The sequence below is a fragment of the Chloroflexota bacterium genome (assembly GCA_020161265.1).
Taxonomy (GTDB): Bacteria; Chloroflexota; Chloroflexia; order Chloroflexales; family Herpetosiphonaceae; genus Herpetosiphon.
In genome coordinates this window covers 92,385-111,997 of record JAIUOC010000012.1, presented here as the reverse complement: position 1 = coordinate 111,997, position 19,613 = coordinate 92,385, and the positions used below count along the sequence as shown (strand labels likewise).

Here is a 19,613-nt window from a genome sequence, read left to right as displayed (position 1 = left end):
AAATCCCTTTCCTATGCGCCAATTGTACCATGGCTACCACGCGCCATTCGAATGGCCACCACCTGAGCTTGATGAACTATTATTCGGAGCCAGCGATCAACGATGTGGGTTGCCGTGGGGAGTGCGGTGGTGATGGCCGTCGCAAAGCCACCGCCCCGATCGCGGCTGACAATCTGGATCAATGGATGATGGCGGAGCCATGCGACAATCCTGTGCTGGGCTTGGTCAGGGAGGAGATCAAGCATGCGATGGGTCGGTAAATCGACCACAATACCGCCGTAGGACGTGCCTTTGCGCCATGCCCAGTCATCAATGCCAATCACCGTTGGGGCAGGTGTGGGCGGCGGAGATGTTACATGCGGCATCGCGAGATGATGGCAAAGGCGGGCCGCAGGAGCACTGCCAAGGGCGAGTACGATGGTTTGCTGCCAGATTCGTAGTCGCTGGGGTTGGCTGGCCGATCGGGAAACGAGTGTCGGAAGGCATTCGGTAAAAATCCGTTGGGGACACATGCCAACGCGACACCGAAACCGCCGCACCTGACGCAGGATGCGCACGGATTGGGCCGTGAGGGTGCAGTCCGCGAGACGACGGGTCTAGGTACGATGCCGCGAACATGCATGATGGCCACACTACTGTGGGCATGCACTGGTAGCCGCCGTCCTGAGGGCGGTGAGCGTGCTCAGGTGCGGATCATCGGAATAGGCGGTGATCGTAATGGGGTGGTTCAGAAAGAGCACCTGGGCGAGGGTGGAGCATACATCATCATGCATCGCGTCATCGTACCATACCTTGGCTGCACCAAAACGCAGAAGAGCCAGCATGCTGTGGCACAGTGTCTCGCCTATAGCGATGATCATTAGTAGAATTAAAATTGCCAAAACTCCCCAAAGTACCTTTTATACCGTGCCATGTGGTTGCCTCGTCCTAGCCTAATTGACCTAATTTTAGCCAATTTAGCCAAATGGTTTAGCTAGCATGCCAAAAATAGTGGGTTTGTGTATCTAGGGTGTGGTGTAGCGCTACGATTGTCAGCTTCTAACAAAAAAAACAAGGAAGGCCGAGATGATTCCAATACGCCGTGTTATGAGTATGTTGATTGTAAGTAGTATGATGATTGGTATCGTCCCTTCAAAACCAGTGCAATCAACCGCGCCCAAGCTTCAATCCACCGCCGATCAAGCAACATTAAACGATATTTTGCTTGATGCTGATGATTATCAAGTGTTAATCAGCGGTCAACCCTCTAATCTTGCCACAATCTCACCAAAAACTGATCAAGACATCTTTTATATTGATGCAGAGGCGCAGCAAGAAATTACCGTTGAAATGCAGCGCTCTGCCGACGAAGAGTTGTTAAATGGAGAGCTATCACTGTTTGATCCCGAAGATAACTTGATTGCCAACGACGATAATAGTGGTTTTGATGGCAATCCATTGATTGGCTCGGCAATTGCTGAAACCACAGGCCGTTATGCCGTTTGGGTACGTGATCATGCTGGTACTCGTACTGGTAGCTATCGAATTACTGCCACAGTCAGCGAACCATTAGTGTCGGCTGCTGAACATTCTAGTCTTGATTTAGAAACTGATCCATGCCCTGAGCCTGCCGCCAGCCTTGATTTACCAGCTTTGGAGCCAATGCCAAATCAACCCCAAAATGCTAGGGTTACCCATACCAATCAAGCCTTGCCACGCCCAAACTACCCATTAAATTGTGAATTTGCGCGAGATCGCGAAATTCTAGCCACGCTTAGCCCTGAAACCTTCAGCCTTGAACATGCTAGCCAATCGTTTACAACGGAATCAGTAGCTGTACCTGAATCTACCCAAATGTTGATATTTGAATATTTGGTGGGGCGCAAAACTGCCGATAGTATCACGCCACTACATGTCGAAGTTTTGAGCGGCGTTGATTTTAACATCGTTACTAATATCAGTCATAACCGCATCAAGAGCCAATATCGGCTGGGCTGGCAAACTGGTTTATTAAATATTCAAGCCTTTCGTGGTCAAACAATTAAACTGCGCTTTATTAACGACTGGTGGTGGGTTGATCAACCGTCGGCACAGGTGCGAAATCTGCATTTGACCCAAGAGATTCCTGATTGGGAGCTATCGAATATTGGCGAATTCGCGATTCACCATGACGATCTCATCGGTGCTCATGCAGTGATCACGGGAGCCAATGCCAGCCTGACCTCAGCCCCGATCGATATTACCAACCAAACCCAGAGCCTCGTATTTCGTTATCGGACAGGTCGCTGGTTGAACGATGGTCATGCGCCAGTATTTGTTGAGGTGTTGAGTGGGGCAAACTTTGCCACAGCAACCCGGATTGATCAATGGACTGTTGGTGGAAGATTGACTGATGGTTGGCGCGAAGCAATGCTCGATCTTCAAGCCTTTCGTGGACAAACTATCAAAATCAAAATCATCAACGATTGGTGGCCCCACGAGCCACAAGTTACCTCACTTGATAGCTTCACTCTAAACTGGGCTGTACCAGGCTGGGATGTTTCCAATGCCAGTTTTGTGCGTACCAATAGTGCCCATGTTCCATCGACTAACGACATTACCCTATTAAATGCTGATTTTGAGCAAGATTTAGTTGCCTTTGATGTCCTTGAAAATGCTGATTTTGAGCAATCCAATCTGTTGCTGGCTGAACTAGAACAAGCACCGATTGGCTTGGCGGGACTCAATGCAACCGCAACGAGTGCTGAATTTGCCGTGCCAACCGCTGCCACCAGTATTCACTTTGAATATCTAGTTGGCGATTTAGATAATCCTAATCTTAACCAATTGCTGGCAATTGCGATTCTCAGTGGTGAAAATTTCGAAATTCGCGAGTTTCCTCGCGGCCATGAATTTTTTAGTTCTAGCCAAGCGGGTTGGCTGCAAGGCCGAATTGATCTTGTTGGTTATCGTGGCAAGACGATTAAATTGCAATTTATCAATCCAACATGGGGCAACCCGACCAGTCAAATTAAGCACTTAAAGCTGATCCAAGATGTACCAAATTGGGAAACATCGAATCACCAATTAATTAAGGTCGATACTAATCCAGCCCAAGGTAACCATTTGTATCTACATGGGCATACCACCCAATTAACCTCGCTTGAGTTTACTGTACCGCTAACTGCTCAACAAGTTCGTTTTGCTTATCAATCAGGCTTTATAACTGATGATGCAGCCCGTCAACGAGTTGCGATTAGTATCCTAAGTGGTGAATCTTTTCATATTTCTACAGCTTTGCCCTACCATTATTTGTTTAGCGCAACCAACCAGGGCTGGCAAAGTCTAGCCATCGATCTACAACGATTCCAAGGCCAAGTTATCAAACTACGCTTTCAATTAGAAACGCATCCAATGGCTTATTTGCGACTTGATAGTTTTCAAATCGCTCAAGTAGTCGAGGGCTGGTCAAGCAGTGAACATGCACCCATTAGCCTAGTAGCAGGTAGCTCTAATGGGCAGAGCATTCAATTTGCTGGGAATAATGCGACATTTACGAGTGATGCTTGGACTGTCTTATCAGATACCCAAGCACTGCAATTTAGTTATAAAACTCAACATCCCGAGGCATGGTGGCAGTCAGTAATCGAAGTAAATGTGTTAAGTGGCAATAACTTCGAAATTATTACGCCAATTGGCTGGGTTCATGGCAGTGGCAATGATCCTGATAATGGCTGGCATGAGGCTAATCTCAATCTAGCTCAATTCCAAAATCAGCTAATTAAGCTTCAATTTAAGCATCAAGGTCATGGTTATTCCACCTCGTGGATTGACAATCTTGAGTTGATTGTCGGCCCAACTTCTAGTAATCAGGGAAGTCAAGCAGCTCCTGATAATGCTTTTATTGAGCTTTCGCGGAGTGGTCAGCATGTTACCAGTTCGAGCTTTGATCTTGCTAGCGATAGCCAATTCTTACGCTTTGAGTATCAAATTGGCAGTAAAGATCATGGGAATGCACAGCATCATTTAGCGGTTGAAGTGCTCTCTGGAGCCAATTTTACAACGATAACCAGGATTGATCAGCATCAATTGCGCTATTCACTTAATGATGGCTGGAAGATCGCGCAATTGCCGGTTCAGCAATTCCAAAATCAAACGATTAAAATTCGCTTTATTGCGCCTGATTGGGTCTCTGACCCCATTGTTCGGATTGATAAGGTCGCTTTGCTCAGCCCTCGCGCCACTCTTACGAATCCGATCGCTGCTAATGGTACAGCCTATTTGAATGTACCACTTACCGAATTAGGTGGTCCTACTACAACTGCGATGATGACGATTACCTCGCTCGTTGTCTATGATGAATATTTAGATATGTCTGGTTTTATTAGCTACGAAAATATCAATTTTCCATTCGAATTTTCAGGGGATATATACTACTCAGTTATTGGTGATATAAAGGATAAAGTGTTAGTTTTACAAGATAAACTCCATAACTTCAAAGTTATAAATGTGGCAGCACGTTCAAAGTCTGTTCCCGCAGTTATGACAGATCGATTTACAAATAATCCTAATATGGTTATTACCCTACAAGAACATTATAAGTATCAATATACTACCTTTACAATTAATAATAATATTATAAGCGATATTCTAGAGGTGAAAGCAAAATATGGCCCAGCTTATACTGATGACTACTGGCATACAAAGATATTTAATCCTATTAGTCAATCATTTGAAGAAGAGGATGCTAGTACACATTATAATTCTCCCAACCAAGAAAAATTTCATTGGTATTCTTGGGTAGATGAAAATGAAACATGCACTATTATTCAACAGATTGATTTTAAGACATATATTCGAGGATCTAATAATATTGGTGGCGGGCAAGGTATATTTTTTGCCACAATCAAAATTACTCATCAACGAACAAATGGTGAAGTTCGACCCCATATGCGTGATACTTGGCCAGCTACTGCTTGTGATGGTGCTGATTCTGAAATTAGTGGTTTAGGGTTAGGTTCTGATGATGTTTCCTTAGGAAATGACTATATCCTTGGTAGCGATACATCTGATCAAGGAGATGTATTCCAAGAAGTAGAATATGCTGCAATGGAGGCACGGGTCTTACCATTCTACGATCAGGAAGAGATTAGTATTGGATTAAGACTAGGCTCATCATTTGGCTGGAAGCCTTTGGCAATTGCTGCCGCACTACCTCTTGGCGATTTTGGGTCACGTACATCAAGCAGTAAAATTGGAGCATTTCCAATAACGGAAATACCACCCCCGTATACGCTAAGAACAAATTTATCTATTTCCACATTATACTTGGCAGATATTGATACAACTGCTCATACAGAAGCAACTGTGGCCTGTTTTACAAAAAAAGTAAATAATAAGAGTTATATAAAGATTAATTTTATTATACCTATTTCTCATAGCAGAAGTTATCATCGTTTTCCTGAACGAGTAATTTATCCCTTCTACTATATAGACTACCTCTCTGGACCATGTTAAATATCATTAAATACATTAAGTAATAATTTAGTGTGATGTATAAAACATTATTATGAAGGAGTAATCAATGTATCATGTACCAAAAACCAGTCGGTGGCAGTATCGTCGTTTACAACAATCCCTCTATTTTGTGAATATTGGGTTATATTCGCTAATGATCTTTCTAACTATTTTTAGTGCTTCAAGAATTGCCCGTTGGTGGCTCGATGATCCAGGGTATCGATTAGATTATGCAACATTTATTTGGCTTCCGATTGGTTTGTTACTGCTGAATCCATTTATTTGGCAAAGAATGTATGCGCTGGGAACTTTAGCAATTACCGGAAGTAGCTTGCTATTGCTAAATATATTTCTCATGGGCTTTATGCGGGTCGATTTTAGTGATGCTGATCAAATTGGTTGGGGTGTGGTAACACTTTTTTCGGTGACAATAACCTTGGTTGTTTGGCATCGGGCTAAGCCATGGCGTAAGTTCAATCGGTAAATTTATCAACGCATAAGCATGCTAGATTATTGAACATCTTTGAAGTAGTTCGCTTTACACAACCAAGATCTAGCATGCACTGGTTATTCTCCAGTTGGCGGAACATGGGCTGGATGAGCAAAGCATTACAATTAGCCTAATTTGACCTAACTGACCCCTACAGAGGATGGGCAAGCTCTAGACGATCCGCTATCATACAGTTGTTACACCAATCAACCTAGGATCAAAAATAGATGCTTGCTTATTGGATTAATTTGGTATTTGTGGTGCTTGAAACGGCTTTGGGCACGTTTATTTTGGCACGATCTAGCCATTACCGCCCAGCCCGAATCTTTTTTGGCTTAACCCTGTGCCTGGTAGTCATTAATAGCACTGCGCTTGCCCGTAATTTAACAACTGATTATGCTACTTCGTATGGATTGGTTGGGGTTGCGCTGGTGAGCCTTGGTTTGCTGTGTTGGTTGATGTTGCTCTTGTTTGCAGCGTTGTTTATGCCGCAATGGTGGGAAGGCTCACGCCCAATTCGCCCAATTTCATTGGTTTATGGCCTATCGATTGGCTTATTAGCACTTGATCTGATTGGGCAATTTGGCTGGTTCACTGCTGGGATCGAATTAGCCAATGGCAGCTATCGGCCAATCGCTGGGCCAGCGGCGGGTTTGATGTTGGCTTTATTTAGCCTTGGGTGGTTGATACAGCTTGGATTGTTGGGCATGGTATTTTGGCGACAACCAGCAACCCGCCGCTCGATTAGTTGGTTGGCTTTTGCAATTCTCTTTTCAGCATTGACCAACTCGGTATTGGGGATTGTTAAGTTTGAGCCAAGTGGTCAGTTGGCAAGCGTGCTACAAACGTTGCCCTTGGTTTTAAGTTTGACCTACATTGTTTTGCGAGGAAGTTTGTTTCAGACCAAACAAGTGGCGGTGCAGCAGGCTTTGCAAACCATGAGCGAAGCGATGGTGGTCGTTGATCGCGAAGGAATGATCGTTTATCTCAATAATGCTGCTGCGCATCAACTTGGCTTGAAATCTCAACAACCACTTCAGCAGGCGTTTCGAACTATTGGAGTTGCAGCTGATGATGTTGAGGCCTTAGCTAAAGCATTAGCGCAGCCACAAGTACAAGCTTTTACTCAAACCCTAGCCTTGGGAAACCCTTTGCGCTTGTTAGAAAATGCAGTATCACCAATTTTGGATAGTGCTGGACAGAGCCAAGGTACGATGTTGTTCATTCGGGATATTACCGAGTTGGAGCGGCGCACGGCTTTGTTGGAGCAGGAACGGCGGCGCTTGAGCGTGACAGTAGAACAACTTGAGCAGGAACAAATCCAACGCAATCAATTGGCTCAAGCAGTTCAGGCGCTCTCATTTCCAACGATTCCGGTTTTGCCAGGCGTGCTGGTGCTACCCCTGATCGGAGTGCTTGATCAGCAGCGAATTGCTGAATGTCAGCGAGTTTTGATGGAATCGTTGAATCAGCAGCCAGTTCAACGTTTGTTGATAGATTTGACCGGAGTGCAGTTGATCGATGCTGAAGGTGCAATTGGCATGCAGCGAATGTTGCGGGCAGCTTATTTGCTTGGTGCACAAACAACATTAATCGGGGTGCGGCCTGAGGTAGCCCAAGCCTTGGTTGGTATGGGGACTAATTTGCAGCATGTCGCGACCGCCGCAACTCTCCAGGCTGCGATTGGCCAAATTATTGCCAAACGCTAAGCCACGCCAAACCAAAAAATGACGTGGCTCGGGCAATTAATGTTTAGCGTGGGCGAATAGCTAGGCCTTGCAATTCGAGCGCATATTCAACTCCAGCTTGCAAGTTGGCGCGGGTAACAATCCCAGTCAAATCGATGCCCAATTGAACAATCGTTTGGGCAATTTCAGCGCCAATCCCCACCAGCACCACGGTCGAGCCGAGCAAACGCGCAGCACGGGCAGCTTGCAGGAGATAATTAGCAACGCCAGTGTCGATCACCGGAACACCCGTAATATCCAAAATCACGACATCGGCGCTATAGGTGTTGATCGCTTCGAGTAAGGCTTCCATGATTTGGCCAGCCCGCCGCGAATCAACCGAGCCAATTAGTGGTAACACCAGAATTCCACCATAAACCGGCACGATTGGTGATGAAACTTCGGCTAAGGCAGATTCTTGGTTGGAGATAATTTCGATCTGAGCATCTTCGTAGCCATTGAACATGCCCATCATGCCTTCTTCGGTTAGCTCATGTAAGCGTTCAACCATTTCGAGCAAAAGGATGGGATCTTCAGCATAATATTTGCGAAATGTATTGGCGGTCGCTTGGTTAATACTACGTAAGACTTGTTGAACGCTATTTAATGGAATATTTTGACGGAAGCGCTCATAGCTGATCGCTCGCATATGCTGTTGATACGCATGAACATCTGGCTCACGTAAATCGCGGATTAATGCATCGATGGCGGCAACAGCACGTTTTTTAAGTTCGTCACGCGCCATTTTGCTATATTCAACGACATTGGCTTGAATTAATTCGATCGTAGAGTCGATAATTTCATCAAAGTGTTTGGTGTAAAAAGCTGCTAAATCGGACATAGTTGCGAGTCCTCCTAAACCTTAGGTTTTTTGATTGCGATAAAAATGCCAACCTACTGCGATCTGCCGAGTCGCTAAAACTATGCTGATTTAACAGCGTTGAGCCTAATTAACGGGGGCGAATCGCCAAGCCTTGTAAATCTAGGGCGTATTCGATGCCCGATTGTAAATTGGCGCGGGTGACGATGCCCGTAAGATCGATGCCCAATTGAACAATCGTTTGGGCAATTTCAGCGCCAATCCCTACCAATACCACGGTTGAACCGAGCAAACGTGCGGCGCGAGCCGATTGCAACAAATAATTGGCAACGCCAGTGTCGATCACTGGAACACCCGTAATATCCAAAATCACCACATCAGCGCTGTAGGTATTGATTGATTCAAGCAGCGATTCCATAATTTGGCCTGCTCGCATCGAATCGATTGAGCCAATTAAGGGCAAGACCAAAACGCCTTCATAGACTGGCACGATTGGTGATGAAACTTCGGCCAGTGCATAGGTTTGCGATGAGATAATTTCATCTTTGTGTTGTTGAAAGCCTTCGTAGACAGCAGCAATCGCGGCGGTCGTAATTTGATGGCCTTTTTCAATCACATTAATTTGATCAGCGGTGCTATCGGGGTAGGCTTGGCGCAAACCCTGAATCATAATATCGGTGGAAAGGAGCAAAACCTGCAAGAAATCGCCAATCGGAATACCTTGTTGCGCCCGTAAGTAGCTCGTTTCGCGCCAATAATCAGGAAAAGCCTTGGGATGCTCTGTATCTAAGTCGCGGGCATATGGATCAAGCCCAGCAATGACCCGTTTGCGAACATCATCGCGTGATATTTTGCCGTAGGTAGGAATTTGGGTTTGCAAGGTAGTAATGATGGTTTCGACGATCGATTCTTCGTGCTGCTTGAACATTTCGTAATAGTTGGTCATGCAGGCTCCTTGAATTGTTGGCAACGTTTCCGAATTGCCAAGCTATCTCGCTTCTTGGGTTGGCCAACGGAAGGGTTTCTCTACGACCCTTCCATTGTCTGGCCAAAAACTTATTTGATTACGATATTGACCAAGCGATTTGGTACTACAATTTGCTTGACGATGGTTTTGCCCTCAACCAAGGGGGCAATCTTTTCATCGGCCAAAGCGGTTGCAATGATGCTTGGTTCATCGGCGGTGGCGGCTACCTGTATTTTACCGCGAACTTTACCATTTATTTGCACTGGCAATTCAATCGATTCGTCGATCAATAAGGCTTCATCGTAGCTAGGCCAGGCTTGCAAATGCACGCTTTGGCTGTTGCCCAAAAATTCCCACAATTCTTCAGCAATATGAGGAGCAATTGGTGCTAACAACAAGGTCAAGGTTTCGGTTGCCTTGCGCCAAGTTGCAGTGCCATACACATCGGTTTCGCGGGCTTTCATCAATTCGTTGACGAACTCCATCAAGCCAGCAATGGCGGTGTTAAAGGCAAAACGCTGCAAATCGTCGCCAACTTTTTTGATGATCCGATGGGTTTGGCGCTCCAAGGTGCTAGCATCGCCCGCAGCATCATGGCGTTGTGGCGTATCAGTCACGACTCGCCAAGCCCGATCCAAGAAGCGCACACAGCCTTCGATCCCGCGATTGTTCCATGGGCCGCCTTGCTCCCACGGGCCGATGAACATCAAGAAAGTGCGCACGGTGTCAGCACCATATTGGGCTACCAGCATATCTGGATCAATCACATTGCCGCGTGATTTCGACATTTTATTACTATCTTCGCCTAAAATCACCCCTTGGTTGATTAAGCGGGTCATTGGCTCGTTAGCGCTGACCAAGCCCATATCGCGCATGGCTTTCCACCAAAAACGGGTGTACAGCAAGTGCATCACGGCATGTTCGCGACCACCAGTGTATTGATCAACTGGCAACCATTTGTCGGTGATAGCTTTGGTAAAGGGCGCATTTGCTTCGTGCGGGCTTAAGTAGCGCACTTGATACCACGACGAATCGACAAATGTATCCATGGTGTCGGTGTCGCGCTCAGCCTCGCCGCCACAAGTTGGGCATGTGGTAAAGCGCCAGGTTGGGTGCAATTTCAAGGGCGATTCGCCTGTTGGCTTGAAATCAACACTATCAGGCAGCAACAATGGTAATTGATCTTCTGGCACGGGTACAGTACCACATGTTGGGCAATAAATCATCGGGATTGGTGTGCCCCAATAGCGTTGGCGGCTGACCAGCCAATCGCGCAAACGATAATTAATCGCTCGTTTGCCCAATTGCTCGGCTTCCAGCCAGTTAATTACAGCTTCTTTGGCCTCGGCTGAGCTTAAGCCATCGATTTGGCCCGAATTAACGACCGTACCATAGGCTGGCTCGGCTGCTTCCAACGGAGTTTCGGCAGTTTGCTCAGCTTGGACAACGACGCGCTTGATTTCCAAGCCAAAGGTTTTGGCAAAGGCAAAATCGCGTTCATCGTGGCCAGGCACCGCCATGATCGCGCCAGTGCCATAGGTCATCAACACATAATCGGCAATCCAAATTGGCACGCGCTCTTGGCTCACTGGATTGATCGCATACGCACCGATCCACACGCCAGTTTTGGGCTTTTCGTCGTCGGTCGATTGGCGCTCAACTTCGGTTTTGCGAACTGCCTCGGCTACATAGGCATCAACGCTGGCTTTTTGCTCGGCGCTGGTCAATTTGGCAACCAAAGGATGTTCAGGAGCCAATACCATAAAGGTCGCACCCCACAAGGTGTCGGGGCGAGTTGAAAAGACCGTAATAGGGTCGCCAGCCTCAGATTTGAAGGTGATTTCGGCTCCTTCTGAGCGGCCAATCCAATTGCGCTGCATGGTTGTGATGCGCTCAGGCCAATCTAACTCTGAGAAATTCAGCAATTCATCAGCATATGAAGTAATTTTGAAATACCATTGATCCAAATCGCGCTTGGTGACTAAGCTGTCGCAACGTTCGCAGCGCCGTTCATCGCCCACAACCTGTTCGCGGGCCAAGGTCGTATTACACTTGGGACACCAATCGACGGCTGAGAATTTTTTGTAGGCCAAGCCACGCTTGAAAAACTGAATAAAAAACCACTGATTCCAGCGATAATATTCAGGGTCGGCGCTAACAATCTGTTGATTCCAATCGACCATCATGCCCATCGATTGCAATTGACCACGCATATATTCGATGTTGGAATAAGTCCATTTGCGCGGATCTAAGTTGTTTTTGATCGCGGCGTTTTCGGCGGGCAAGCCGAAGGCATCGAAGCCCATTGGGAAAAAGACATTGTAGCCACGCATACGCATGTAGCGGGCATGCACGTCGCTAGGCGACATGGCATACCAGTGGCCAATGTGCAGATTGCCCGATGGATAGGGCAACATTGTCACTGCATAATGTTTGGGTTTATCGCTGTCTGGCTCAAAGCGATAAATGCCGTCGCGTTCCCAACGTTCGCGCCATTTTGGCTCGGTAATGCTACTGTCATAGCGAGTGGCCATCATCAACTCCTTGGCTAAAAATATCTGCAATTGGCAAAAATCTAAAACAAAAAACTCCGAACCCATGTCAGGGACGGAGCAAAACCCCGTGGTACCACCCTGCTTATGAGCCGAAGCACATCACTCGTAGGCGCAATAACGGGCGCACCCGCCACCAACTACTAAGCCGAAGCTGTTCCCCGATGGGGCATAAACGGGCGAGTTGGGCGCTGGTTGTAGCTTTGCACCAGCCAGCTACTCTCTGCAAAAACGCGCTTAATACTCCCGCGAACCAGATTCTGATTTAGGGCGATTATACCACGGCTTGATTTGCAAACATCAATCCAAAGATTGAGCTAGTTGCAAAAAATAAAATTTTTAGTAAAATGAGACCGATCCCAATAATCAATCACGATTATTGCTCAGCCCCACGATGAAGTGCCTCATACTTCGCGTCATCTAGGCCCGCTGTTGCTCCTACACCACGCACCGTCCGAGGAAGGCTGCTCGCTTAATTCGTCCATTGGCGGACATAGTACCAAGCATTCTTAAACGCAACACCTTTGGATCGCAGTCTCTGGAACCGGTCTCTTTAGCGAACACGTTCGAGTACGAATGCTGGTTTGGCTACGTTCCCTGCAATGCTGCAACAACTGAATAATCGAAGCTTGAATGCAACTACAACCTTCCTAGGTTGGCTTTGCTGTGCTCAAGTCAAGGGGGCAGTCGGTTCAATCACGCTGGTCTGGTCGATTGAATTGGCTGTGGTTGGCACTTGTTGCCGTGATCTCGCTGTGTGGAGGAAATAGCATGGCTCGATTTTCTTTGGTGCGCCAACTGGTTTTGGCGTTGATGCTGGTGGGTTTGGCTGTGCCAGTTGTGCAACCAAGCGCCGCCCAAACTTCGGCAAACCCGCAAACATTCAGCAAACTGTTGATCGATACGGGTAGCTCAGCGAGCCGTTTCGCCCAAACTCATGGCAAATTGCTGGTCGATTATGGGGCATTTGGCTTGTGGCAGATTGCCGATAATCAATTGAACCAGGTTAAGCAATTGGCTGGTGCGACGGCCAGCGATCTGGATACGCTTAATTTTCGTGGGATTCGTTTCAATCCATTGAAAGTTCAACCAAGTCTCAGATTAACCCAAAGCCCAACCGCTGAGCATCAATTGTGGTTGGTTCAATTTATCGGCCCCATTAAAGATGCTTGGCTGGAGCAACTCACCAAGGCTGGAGCCGAATTGGTGATTTATGTGCCGAGCAATAGTTATTTGGTTTGGGCTGATGGCGCGAGCCTCAATAAGCTCAATCAATTACAACAAACCAGCCATGCTATTCAATGGATGGGTGTCTATCAGCCTGAATATCGTTTGGCTCCAGAACTACGCACTAAGGCAAGTAGTCCCAAACGAACTGAATTGGTTGATGTCAGCGTGCAAATCTACAATGCTGGCGATGTGCAAGCCTCGGTTGATGCAGTCATTGCGGCGAGTAGCAAGCTGCATGCACGGCCATGGCAGGTGCTCAATTTCACGACACTTTCGGTCCAACTGCCTGAAACTGAATTGGCAGCGTTGGCGCAACGAGCGAATATCTACAATATTGAGCCTTGGAGCGAGCCAGAGCTGTTTGATGAACGTCAAGGCCAGATTATCGCAGGCAATGTGACGACGCTGAATGGCAAAACTGTGCCAAGTGGGCCTGGCTATTTAAGCTGGTTGCAAAGCCAAGGCTTGCCCAACAACCCTGCCGAGTATCCAATTGTTGATGTGGTTGATGATGGCTTCGATGATGGCACGATCAATCCATTGCATCCTGATTTTTATCTAAATGGCGTGCGACCTGGAACTTCGCGCATCACCGCCACATCCAACTGTACTCTTGACCCGCGCGGCAATAGTTTGGCGGGTCACGGCCAAATCAACGCCGGAATTATCGGCGGCTACAACAATCTCACAGGGTTTCCCTATATCGATGAAGCTAGCTCTGGGATTGCTGGTGGCTATAATATTGGGCTTGGGATTGCGCCCTATACCCGTATGGCCAGCACCAAAATCTTTCGCAATAGTGGCGCATTCAGCATTAGCAATTGTGATGGTGGCGATAGCTACGCCGATATTGTGACTGCTGGTTATGAGCATCAAGCGGCAATTACCTCGAATAGCTGGGGCCAACCAGCCTCAATGGGTGCGTATAACATTTATTCGCAGCTTTACGACCAACTCACCCGCGACGCGAGCGGCGACGATGCGGGTAACCAAGCGATGTTGCATATTTTTGCCGCAGGCAATGTGGGTGAATTTGGGGCAAATACGGTTAGCGCGCCGAGCACCGCCAAAAACGTGATTTCAGTCGGCGCAACCGAAAATGTGCGCGATGAAGGCGTTTTGGATGGCAATGGCTGTGAGATTTCACAGGCCGATAATGCTGATGATTTGGCGATTTTTTCGAGCAAAGGCCCAACCGATGATAGCCGAATCAAGCCCGATATTATGGCTCCTGGCACCCACGTAATTGGCCCAGCCCCCCAAGAAGCGGGCTTTTGGGGCGATGGCGTTTGTGGTGGTCTAACTAATCCATATTATCCCGATAATCAAACCCTTTACACATGGTCAAGCGGTACTAGCCACTCAACTCCGGCGGTGGCAGGCGCAGCTTCGTTGCTGTATACCAAATATCGTACAAGCTTTGGCAATGGGGCAACTCCAAGCCCGGCCATGCTCAAGGCCTATTTGTTGGCTTCGAGCCGTTATTTAGATGGTGTGAATACTGGCGGCAACTTGCCAACCAATCAGCAAGGTTGGGGCGATGTCTACCTGAAAACCGCGCTCGATAGCACTCCCAGAATTGTGGTTGATCAAAGCCATGTGTTTGGGGCTAGCGGCGAGAGTTTCAGCCAAGTAGGCCAAATTGCCGATAGCAACAAAGCTTTGCGGGTCGCCCTCACATGGACTGATGCGGCGGGCGGTACTACGGGCGATGCCTTCGTCAATGACCTTGATCTCGAAGTGACGGTTGGCGGCCAAGTTTATAAAGGCAATGTGTTTAATGGAGCGCTCTCAACAACTGGCGGCGTGGCCGATGCCAAAAACAATGTTGAATCGGTTTACCTGCCAGCTGGGGCAAGTGGCTCGATTCAGGTGCGGGTAATTGCCCGCAATATTGCTGGCGATGCTATTCCAGGTAATGCTGATAGCACCGACCAAGATTTTGCCCTGTATGTCTACAATGCTAGCGAGGGCGCGATTGGCACAGTTACGGGGCGGGTGAGCAACGCCAGCAATGCACCTGTTGCCAACGTGCGAATTGCCACCAACACTAATTTGAGTACCGTGAGCGATGCCGATGGCAACTATCGTTTGGTATTGCCGGTTGGCACCTATGCCCTGACGGCTAGCATAAATGGGGTATTTCAAAGTGTGCCAACCATTACTGTTGGCCAAAATGCCCAAATTAGCCAAAACTTTACCTTGGTATATGGCAGCATTAGCGGGGTGGTGCGCGATAGCTTTACCCCAAGTTTGCCAATTGTTGGAGCCTTGGTTTCGACCGCTGGCTTCAGCACCTTTACCGATAGCACTGGTGCCTATCAAATTCCGGTGGCCGCGCCGGGCACGGTGGCGCTGAATGTTCAGGCCGATCGTTACACGCCGCAGCAGCAAAATCTGAGTGTAGTTGCCAATACCACCACCATAGGCAATTTCAATTTGGCGGCGGGTGCGGTTGAAGGGATAATTAGCGATGCCAGCAGCGGCCTAGGAGTCAAGGATGCTGTGGTCACGCTTGGCAGTTACACGGTCAAAACCAATGCGGCGGGTTACTACAGCTTGCGCTTGCCCTTGGGCAGCTATAGCGTTGGAGCCAGCAAAGTTGGACTAATCGCCGAAACGCAGAATTTGAGCCTCAGTAATGGTCTGACCAGCACATTAAACCTGAGTTTGATTCCATTGCTCAGCTATACACCGAGCGGCCTGAGCCGAAGCTTTGAGTTTGGGGCGGCTCCGATTAGCGATAGCCTGAACTTGGAATTAACCAACAATACGACTCAGCCAATTAGTTATAGCCTGCGCGAATTGAGCGATGCTGGCTTTACGCCTGCCCGCAACCAACAACGGATTTTGGTGGTGCTGCGCACTGGTAGCGATGATGCCAATGCAGCCACCATTCCGCTGAGCCAGCTGGGCTATGCATACGATCAGATTGAATTTGGCGAATTTGCCACAATGAGTTTGGCCGATATTCAGGCCTACGACGCGCTAATTTATCTTGGAATGACTGATAATGCCGCCAATAATCCGATCGAAGCCAAATTGGCCGAATATCTCGATGCTGGCGGGCGGCTGTTGATTGCTGATAACGATTTGGGCTACTTCACCAACAGCGGCAGTTTTTATCAGCAATATCTTGATGCGAGTTTTGGCGGCGATGACCCTGAAACTGCCAATTACAACTTGATTGGGCTGGATTTCATGGCCGGAATCAATCCTATGGTGGTTGATTTCTTCCCTGATTATTTCACGCCTGGCAGCTCATCACGCGCAATCTTCCGCTACAGTGATGGCTCGGTTGGTGGCTCGTACATTGAGCGCAACGGCTACAAAGCAATTTATTTAGCGGTTGATTTTCACAATTTCGGCACAAACGCCTTTGGTGAGCGCATCGAACGCGATATTGTTGAAGTCAGTCTTGCCCAATTGCTAGGAACCACCGATCAAATTAATTGGGTGGAGCTTGCGCCATTGCGCGGCGAGGTGGCGGCAGGACAAAACAGTTCGGTGGCAGTTAGCTGGTTCCCTGATCGATTAACTCAACCTGGAACCTACACTGGCACGGTGGTTTTGGCCCAAACTGCGGTCTACACCCAAACTGCCGAAATTCCAGTCAGCATTACGATCACGCCCAACACCAGCCAAGCCCGACTAAGCGGCGTTGTGACTGGCTCGGGCGTTTGTAGCAATACCCCAGCGCCATTAGCCAATGCCTTGGTGACGATCAATGATCAACAAGGCTTGGTTACCAGCGTGCGCACCAATAGCGCAGGCGAGTATGTGGTGTTTGTTCCAGCAGGCGGCGAGTATAGCCTTGAATTTAGCGCAACCGACCACGTTGCCAGCAGCCAAAGTATTACTGTTGGCGATGGCGAGCCAAGTGTCAATAATATGCAATTGCGGCTGGATAAAGGGTGTCTGATTGTTGGGCCAAATGCGATCAATACTAGCATCGTGTTTGGCGAAAGCAAAACCGAGCAGCTGTTTGTGATCAGCACCGGAGCACAAGCGCTCGATGTGGCAATTAGCGAAACTCGTGCCAAAACCGTCAACAGCGGCGATCTAACACTGACCGAAGTTGATTACAACTGGATCGAAGCCAGCGACGGCACAAATTTGAATATGGGTGCTTACGATTTGGTCAATATCGTCACGCCATTTCCGATTAATTTGTATGGCGTGAGCACCACCGATTTGCGCATCTCGAATAACGGCGTAATGATCCTCAACAATTTGACTGGCTTGATCGAAATCTTCAACCCCAGCCTAGAGAATGCCATCCATAACTATGTGATTGCACCTTACTGGGACGATTTGGATGATGAAACAGGCGGCGTGTATTGGAAAGTCGTCGGCGAAGCGCCCAATCGCGCGGTGGTAGTGCAGTGGGAACATCGCCCACACTACAACAACTGGGATAACACCACTTTCCAAGCGGTGCTCTCAGAACAAGGCGATATTTTGTTCCAATACAAGGATGTGGATTTCAACGAACCATTCTTAGATTTTGGGGCCAGTGCTACGATTGGGGTGCGTGGCACACGCAACGAGATTGCCCAATATAGCGTTGATCGGCCAGTCCTACGTGATCGCATGGCCTTGTGTATCTCACAAACTTGCGATAGTTTGAATTGGCTGAGCGTTAGCCCGAATAAACTTAGCAATTTGACTGGTACACCATCAAGTTTCCGAATGGTTGATCTCGCGATTGATACCAGCAACTTTGATACAGTTGGCGTTTACACCACCAATTTGGTGCTGAACCACACCACGCCACAGCCGCCAGTAGTTGTTCCTGTAACCGTCAATGTAACCTTGCCCGAAGGTTATGGCGTGCTGAATGGTTTGGTTGAAACAACTTTGGTTTGCGATGTCAACCCAATGCCTTTGGCCAACGTCAAAATTACGATTGACACTGAGCCGCCAACAGTTTTATATACCAATGGCATTGGCAACTACAGCCGCCCAATTCCGGCAGGCAGCTACAACGTCTTGGTTGAAGGCTACCCGGGGGCATTTACCAGTGTCAGCTATCCATTAACGGTTGAGGCAGGCCAGACCTATCAGCAAGATTCGCTGCTACGCTTGAAAGCGCCATGTTTGGATACCAGCAGCACGCCAGCGATTACCGCCACCACCGAACTGAACACGCCGATCACCGCCAGCTTTAGCTTGAGCAATCTCGGCGCAGGTGTGCTCGATTGGCAAATTGAAGAACGCTTGCCACAACAAAAAGCCTTGGCAGCCAATGCCCAACGAGTAACGACCAGCCAAACAGAAGCTCAACCGCAACTGGTTCCAGCTAGCGAACGTTTGCTTGATGGCGGCTTCGAGGCCACTACGATTAGCGATAATGTGGCGACCAACCCCTATTGGAGCCAAGATTCGCGCAACTTTGCCAGCTTGCTCTGCACTGTGGAGTGTGATGATGTTATGCCGCATACTGGTGATTGGTTTATTTGGATGGGAGGGATTGGGTCAAACTTTGGCACTGAAACCAGCTATTTCAGCCAAGACTTCAGCCAAACCAGCTTTAGCGCAGGTACCTTGAGTTTCTGGTTATCGGTTACTGCGCCGATGGATCGACCTGATGATTACATGCGAGTCCTGATCAACAACAATGAAGTATTTCGAGTGACCAATGCCGATCGGGCCAATTACAGCAGCTATACCCTAGTAACTGTGCCGATTAATGAGCAAGTGCTTGGTGGGCGCGAGCTGCATAGCATTCGCTTTGAAGCCCAAATTGTGCAAGGCGGCAACACCAACTTCTTTATTGATGATCTGAGCCTTGATTTAGTCCAAAGCTGTGCTGGTGATGCAGTGGATTGGCTGCACGTTGTGCCGAACAGTGGCAATATTGCTGCTGATAGCCAGCAAACAATTGATGTTGCGCTTGATCCAACGGGCTTGGCAGTTGGCACGCATACTGCCAGTTTATGCTTGATCACCAACAACCCCAATCGCCAAAATGTGCGGATTCCAGTTAGTTTGACGGTTGAGCCAGCGGCGATCCCGAACTATCCGCTGTATCTACCTATCATTATGCGCAACTAAGTACATAGCCTGATTTTAAAACTCATCAAGCAAAACCCCCTGTGAATTGCAGATCACAGGGGGTTTTTATTAAGCGAATATTAGATTTTGCTGATTAGAATGGGCAATTAAGTTAAATTTGCATAAAAAAATGCTTGCTAGTACAATAGTCCTATCCCCAACGGGATAATGGATATAAGAGATTGTTGCCCCGTAGCGCCTCAAACTGAAGCGTTAGAATACGCCCATAGCCAGTGAACGGGCTTTTTTAAGCTATTACTCTCACCAACCCGCGACAATCCCCTTTTATTGAAAG

At 47.9% G+C, this 19,613-nt stretch carries 9 protein-coding genes; 4 read left to right on the top strand and 5 right to left on the bottom strand.

From position 1 onward, the window contains the following. Positions 1-11 precede the first annotated feature (11 nt). Both LCH85_23960 and LCH85_23955 read right to left on the bottom strand, forming a co-directional pair. Positions 12-512, bottom strand: a complete 501-nt coding sequence (locus LCH85_23960; protein ID MCA0355063.1) for a transposase — start codon at positions 510-512, stop codon at positions 12-14. 120 nt (positions 513-632) lie between these two features. Beyond that, entirely contained in the window at positions 633-881 is a 249-nt protein-coding gene (locus LCH85_23955; GenBank protein ID MCA0355062.1) for a hypothetical protein, read from the bottom strand. Between the two features lie 184 nt (positions 882-1,065). On the opposite strand from LCH85_23955, the gene LCH85_23950 reads away from it, so the two are divergent. From LCH85_23950 to LCH85_23940, 3 genes are all read left to right on the top strand, one after another. Beyond that, positions 1,066-5,475: a hypothetical protein gene (locus LCH85_23950; GenBank protein MCA0355061.1), complete on the top strand. Its 4,410-nt coding sequence runs from the start codon at positions 1,066-1,068 to the stop codon at positions 5,473-5,475. A 67-nt stretch (positions 5,476-5,542) separates the two neighbouring features. Next, positions 5,543-5,959, top strand: coding sequence for a hypothetical protein (locus tag LCH85_23945; GenBank protein ID MCA0355060.1), 417 nt, complete (start codon positions 5,543-5,545; stop codon positions 5,957-5,959). A 233-nt stretch (positions 5,960-6,192) separates the two neighbouring features. After that, entirely contained in the window at positions 6,193-7,674 is a 1,482-nt protein-coding gene (locus tag LCH85_23940) for a PAS domain-containing protein (protein MCA0355059.1), read from the top strand. Between the two features lie 43 nt (positions 7,675-7,717). On the opposite strand, the gene LCH85_23935 is transcribed toward LCH85_23940, so the two are convergent. The 3 genes from LCH85_23935 to leuS all read right to left on the bottom strand — a co-directional run bounded on the left by LCH85_23935 (position 7,718) and on the right by leuS (position 12,013). Further along, positions 7,718-8,533: an STAS domain-containing protein gene (locus LCH85_23935; protein ID MCA0355058.1), complete on the bottom strand. Its 816-nt coding sequence runs from the start codon at positions 8,531-8,533 to the stop codon at positions 7,718-7,720. 109 nt (positions 8,534-8,642) lie between these two features. After that, the gene (locus LCH85_23930; protein ID MCA0355057.1) at positions 8,643-9,458 is read right to left on the bottom strand and encodes an STAS domain-containing protein; all 816 of its coding nucleotides are present in this window, start codon (positions 9,456-9,458) and stop codon (positions 8,643-8,645) included. 110 nt (positions 9,459-9,568) lie between these two features. Then, positions 9,569-12,013: a leucine--tRNA ligase gene (gene leuS, locus LCH85_23925; protein MCA0355056.1), complete on the bottom strand. Its 2,445-nt coding sequence runs from the start codon at positions 12,011-12,013 to the stop codon at positions 9,569-9,571. Positions 12,014-12,802: 789 nt separating this feature from the next. Between leuS and LCH85_23920 the strand changes: the two genes are divergently transcribed. Beyond that, positions 12,803-19,318 carry a carboxypeptidase regulatory-like domain-containing protein gene (locus LCH85_23920; GenBank protein ID MCA0355055.1) on the top strand — a complete coding sequence of 2,172 codons (6,516 nt, stop codon included), beginning with the start codon at positions 12,803-12,805 and terminating at the stop codon, positions 19,316-19,318. Positions 19,319-19,613: the final 295 nt, after the last annotated feature.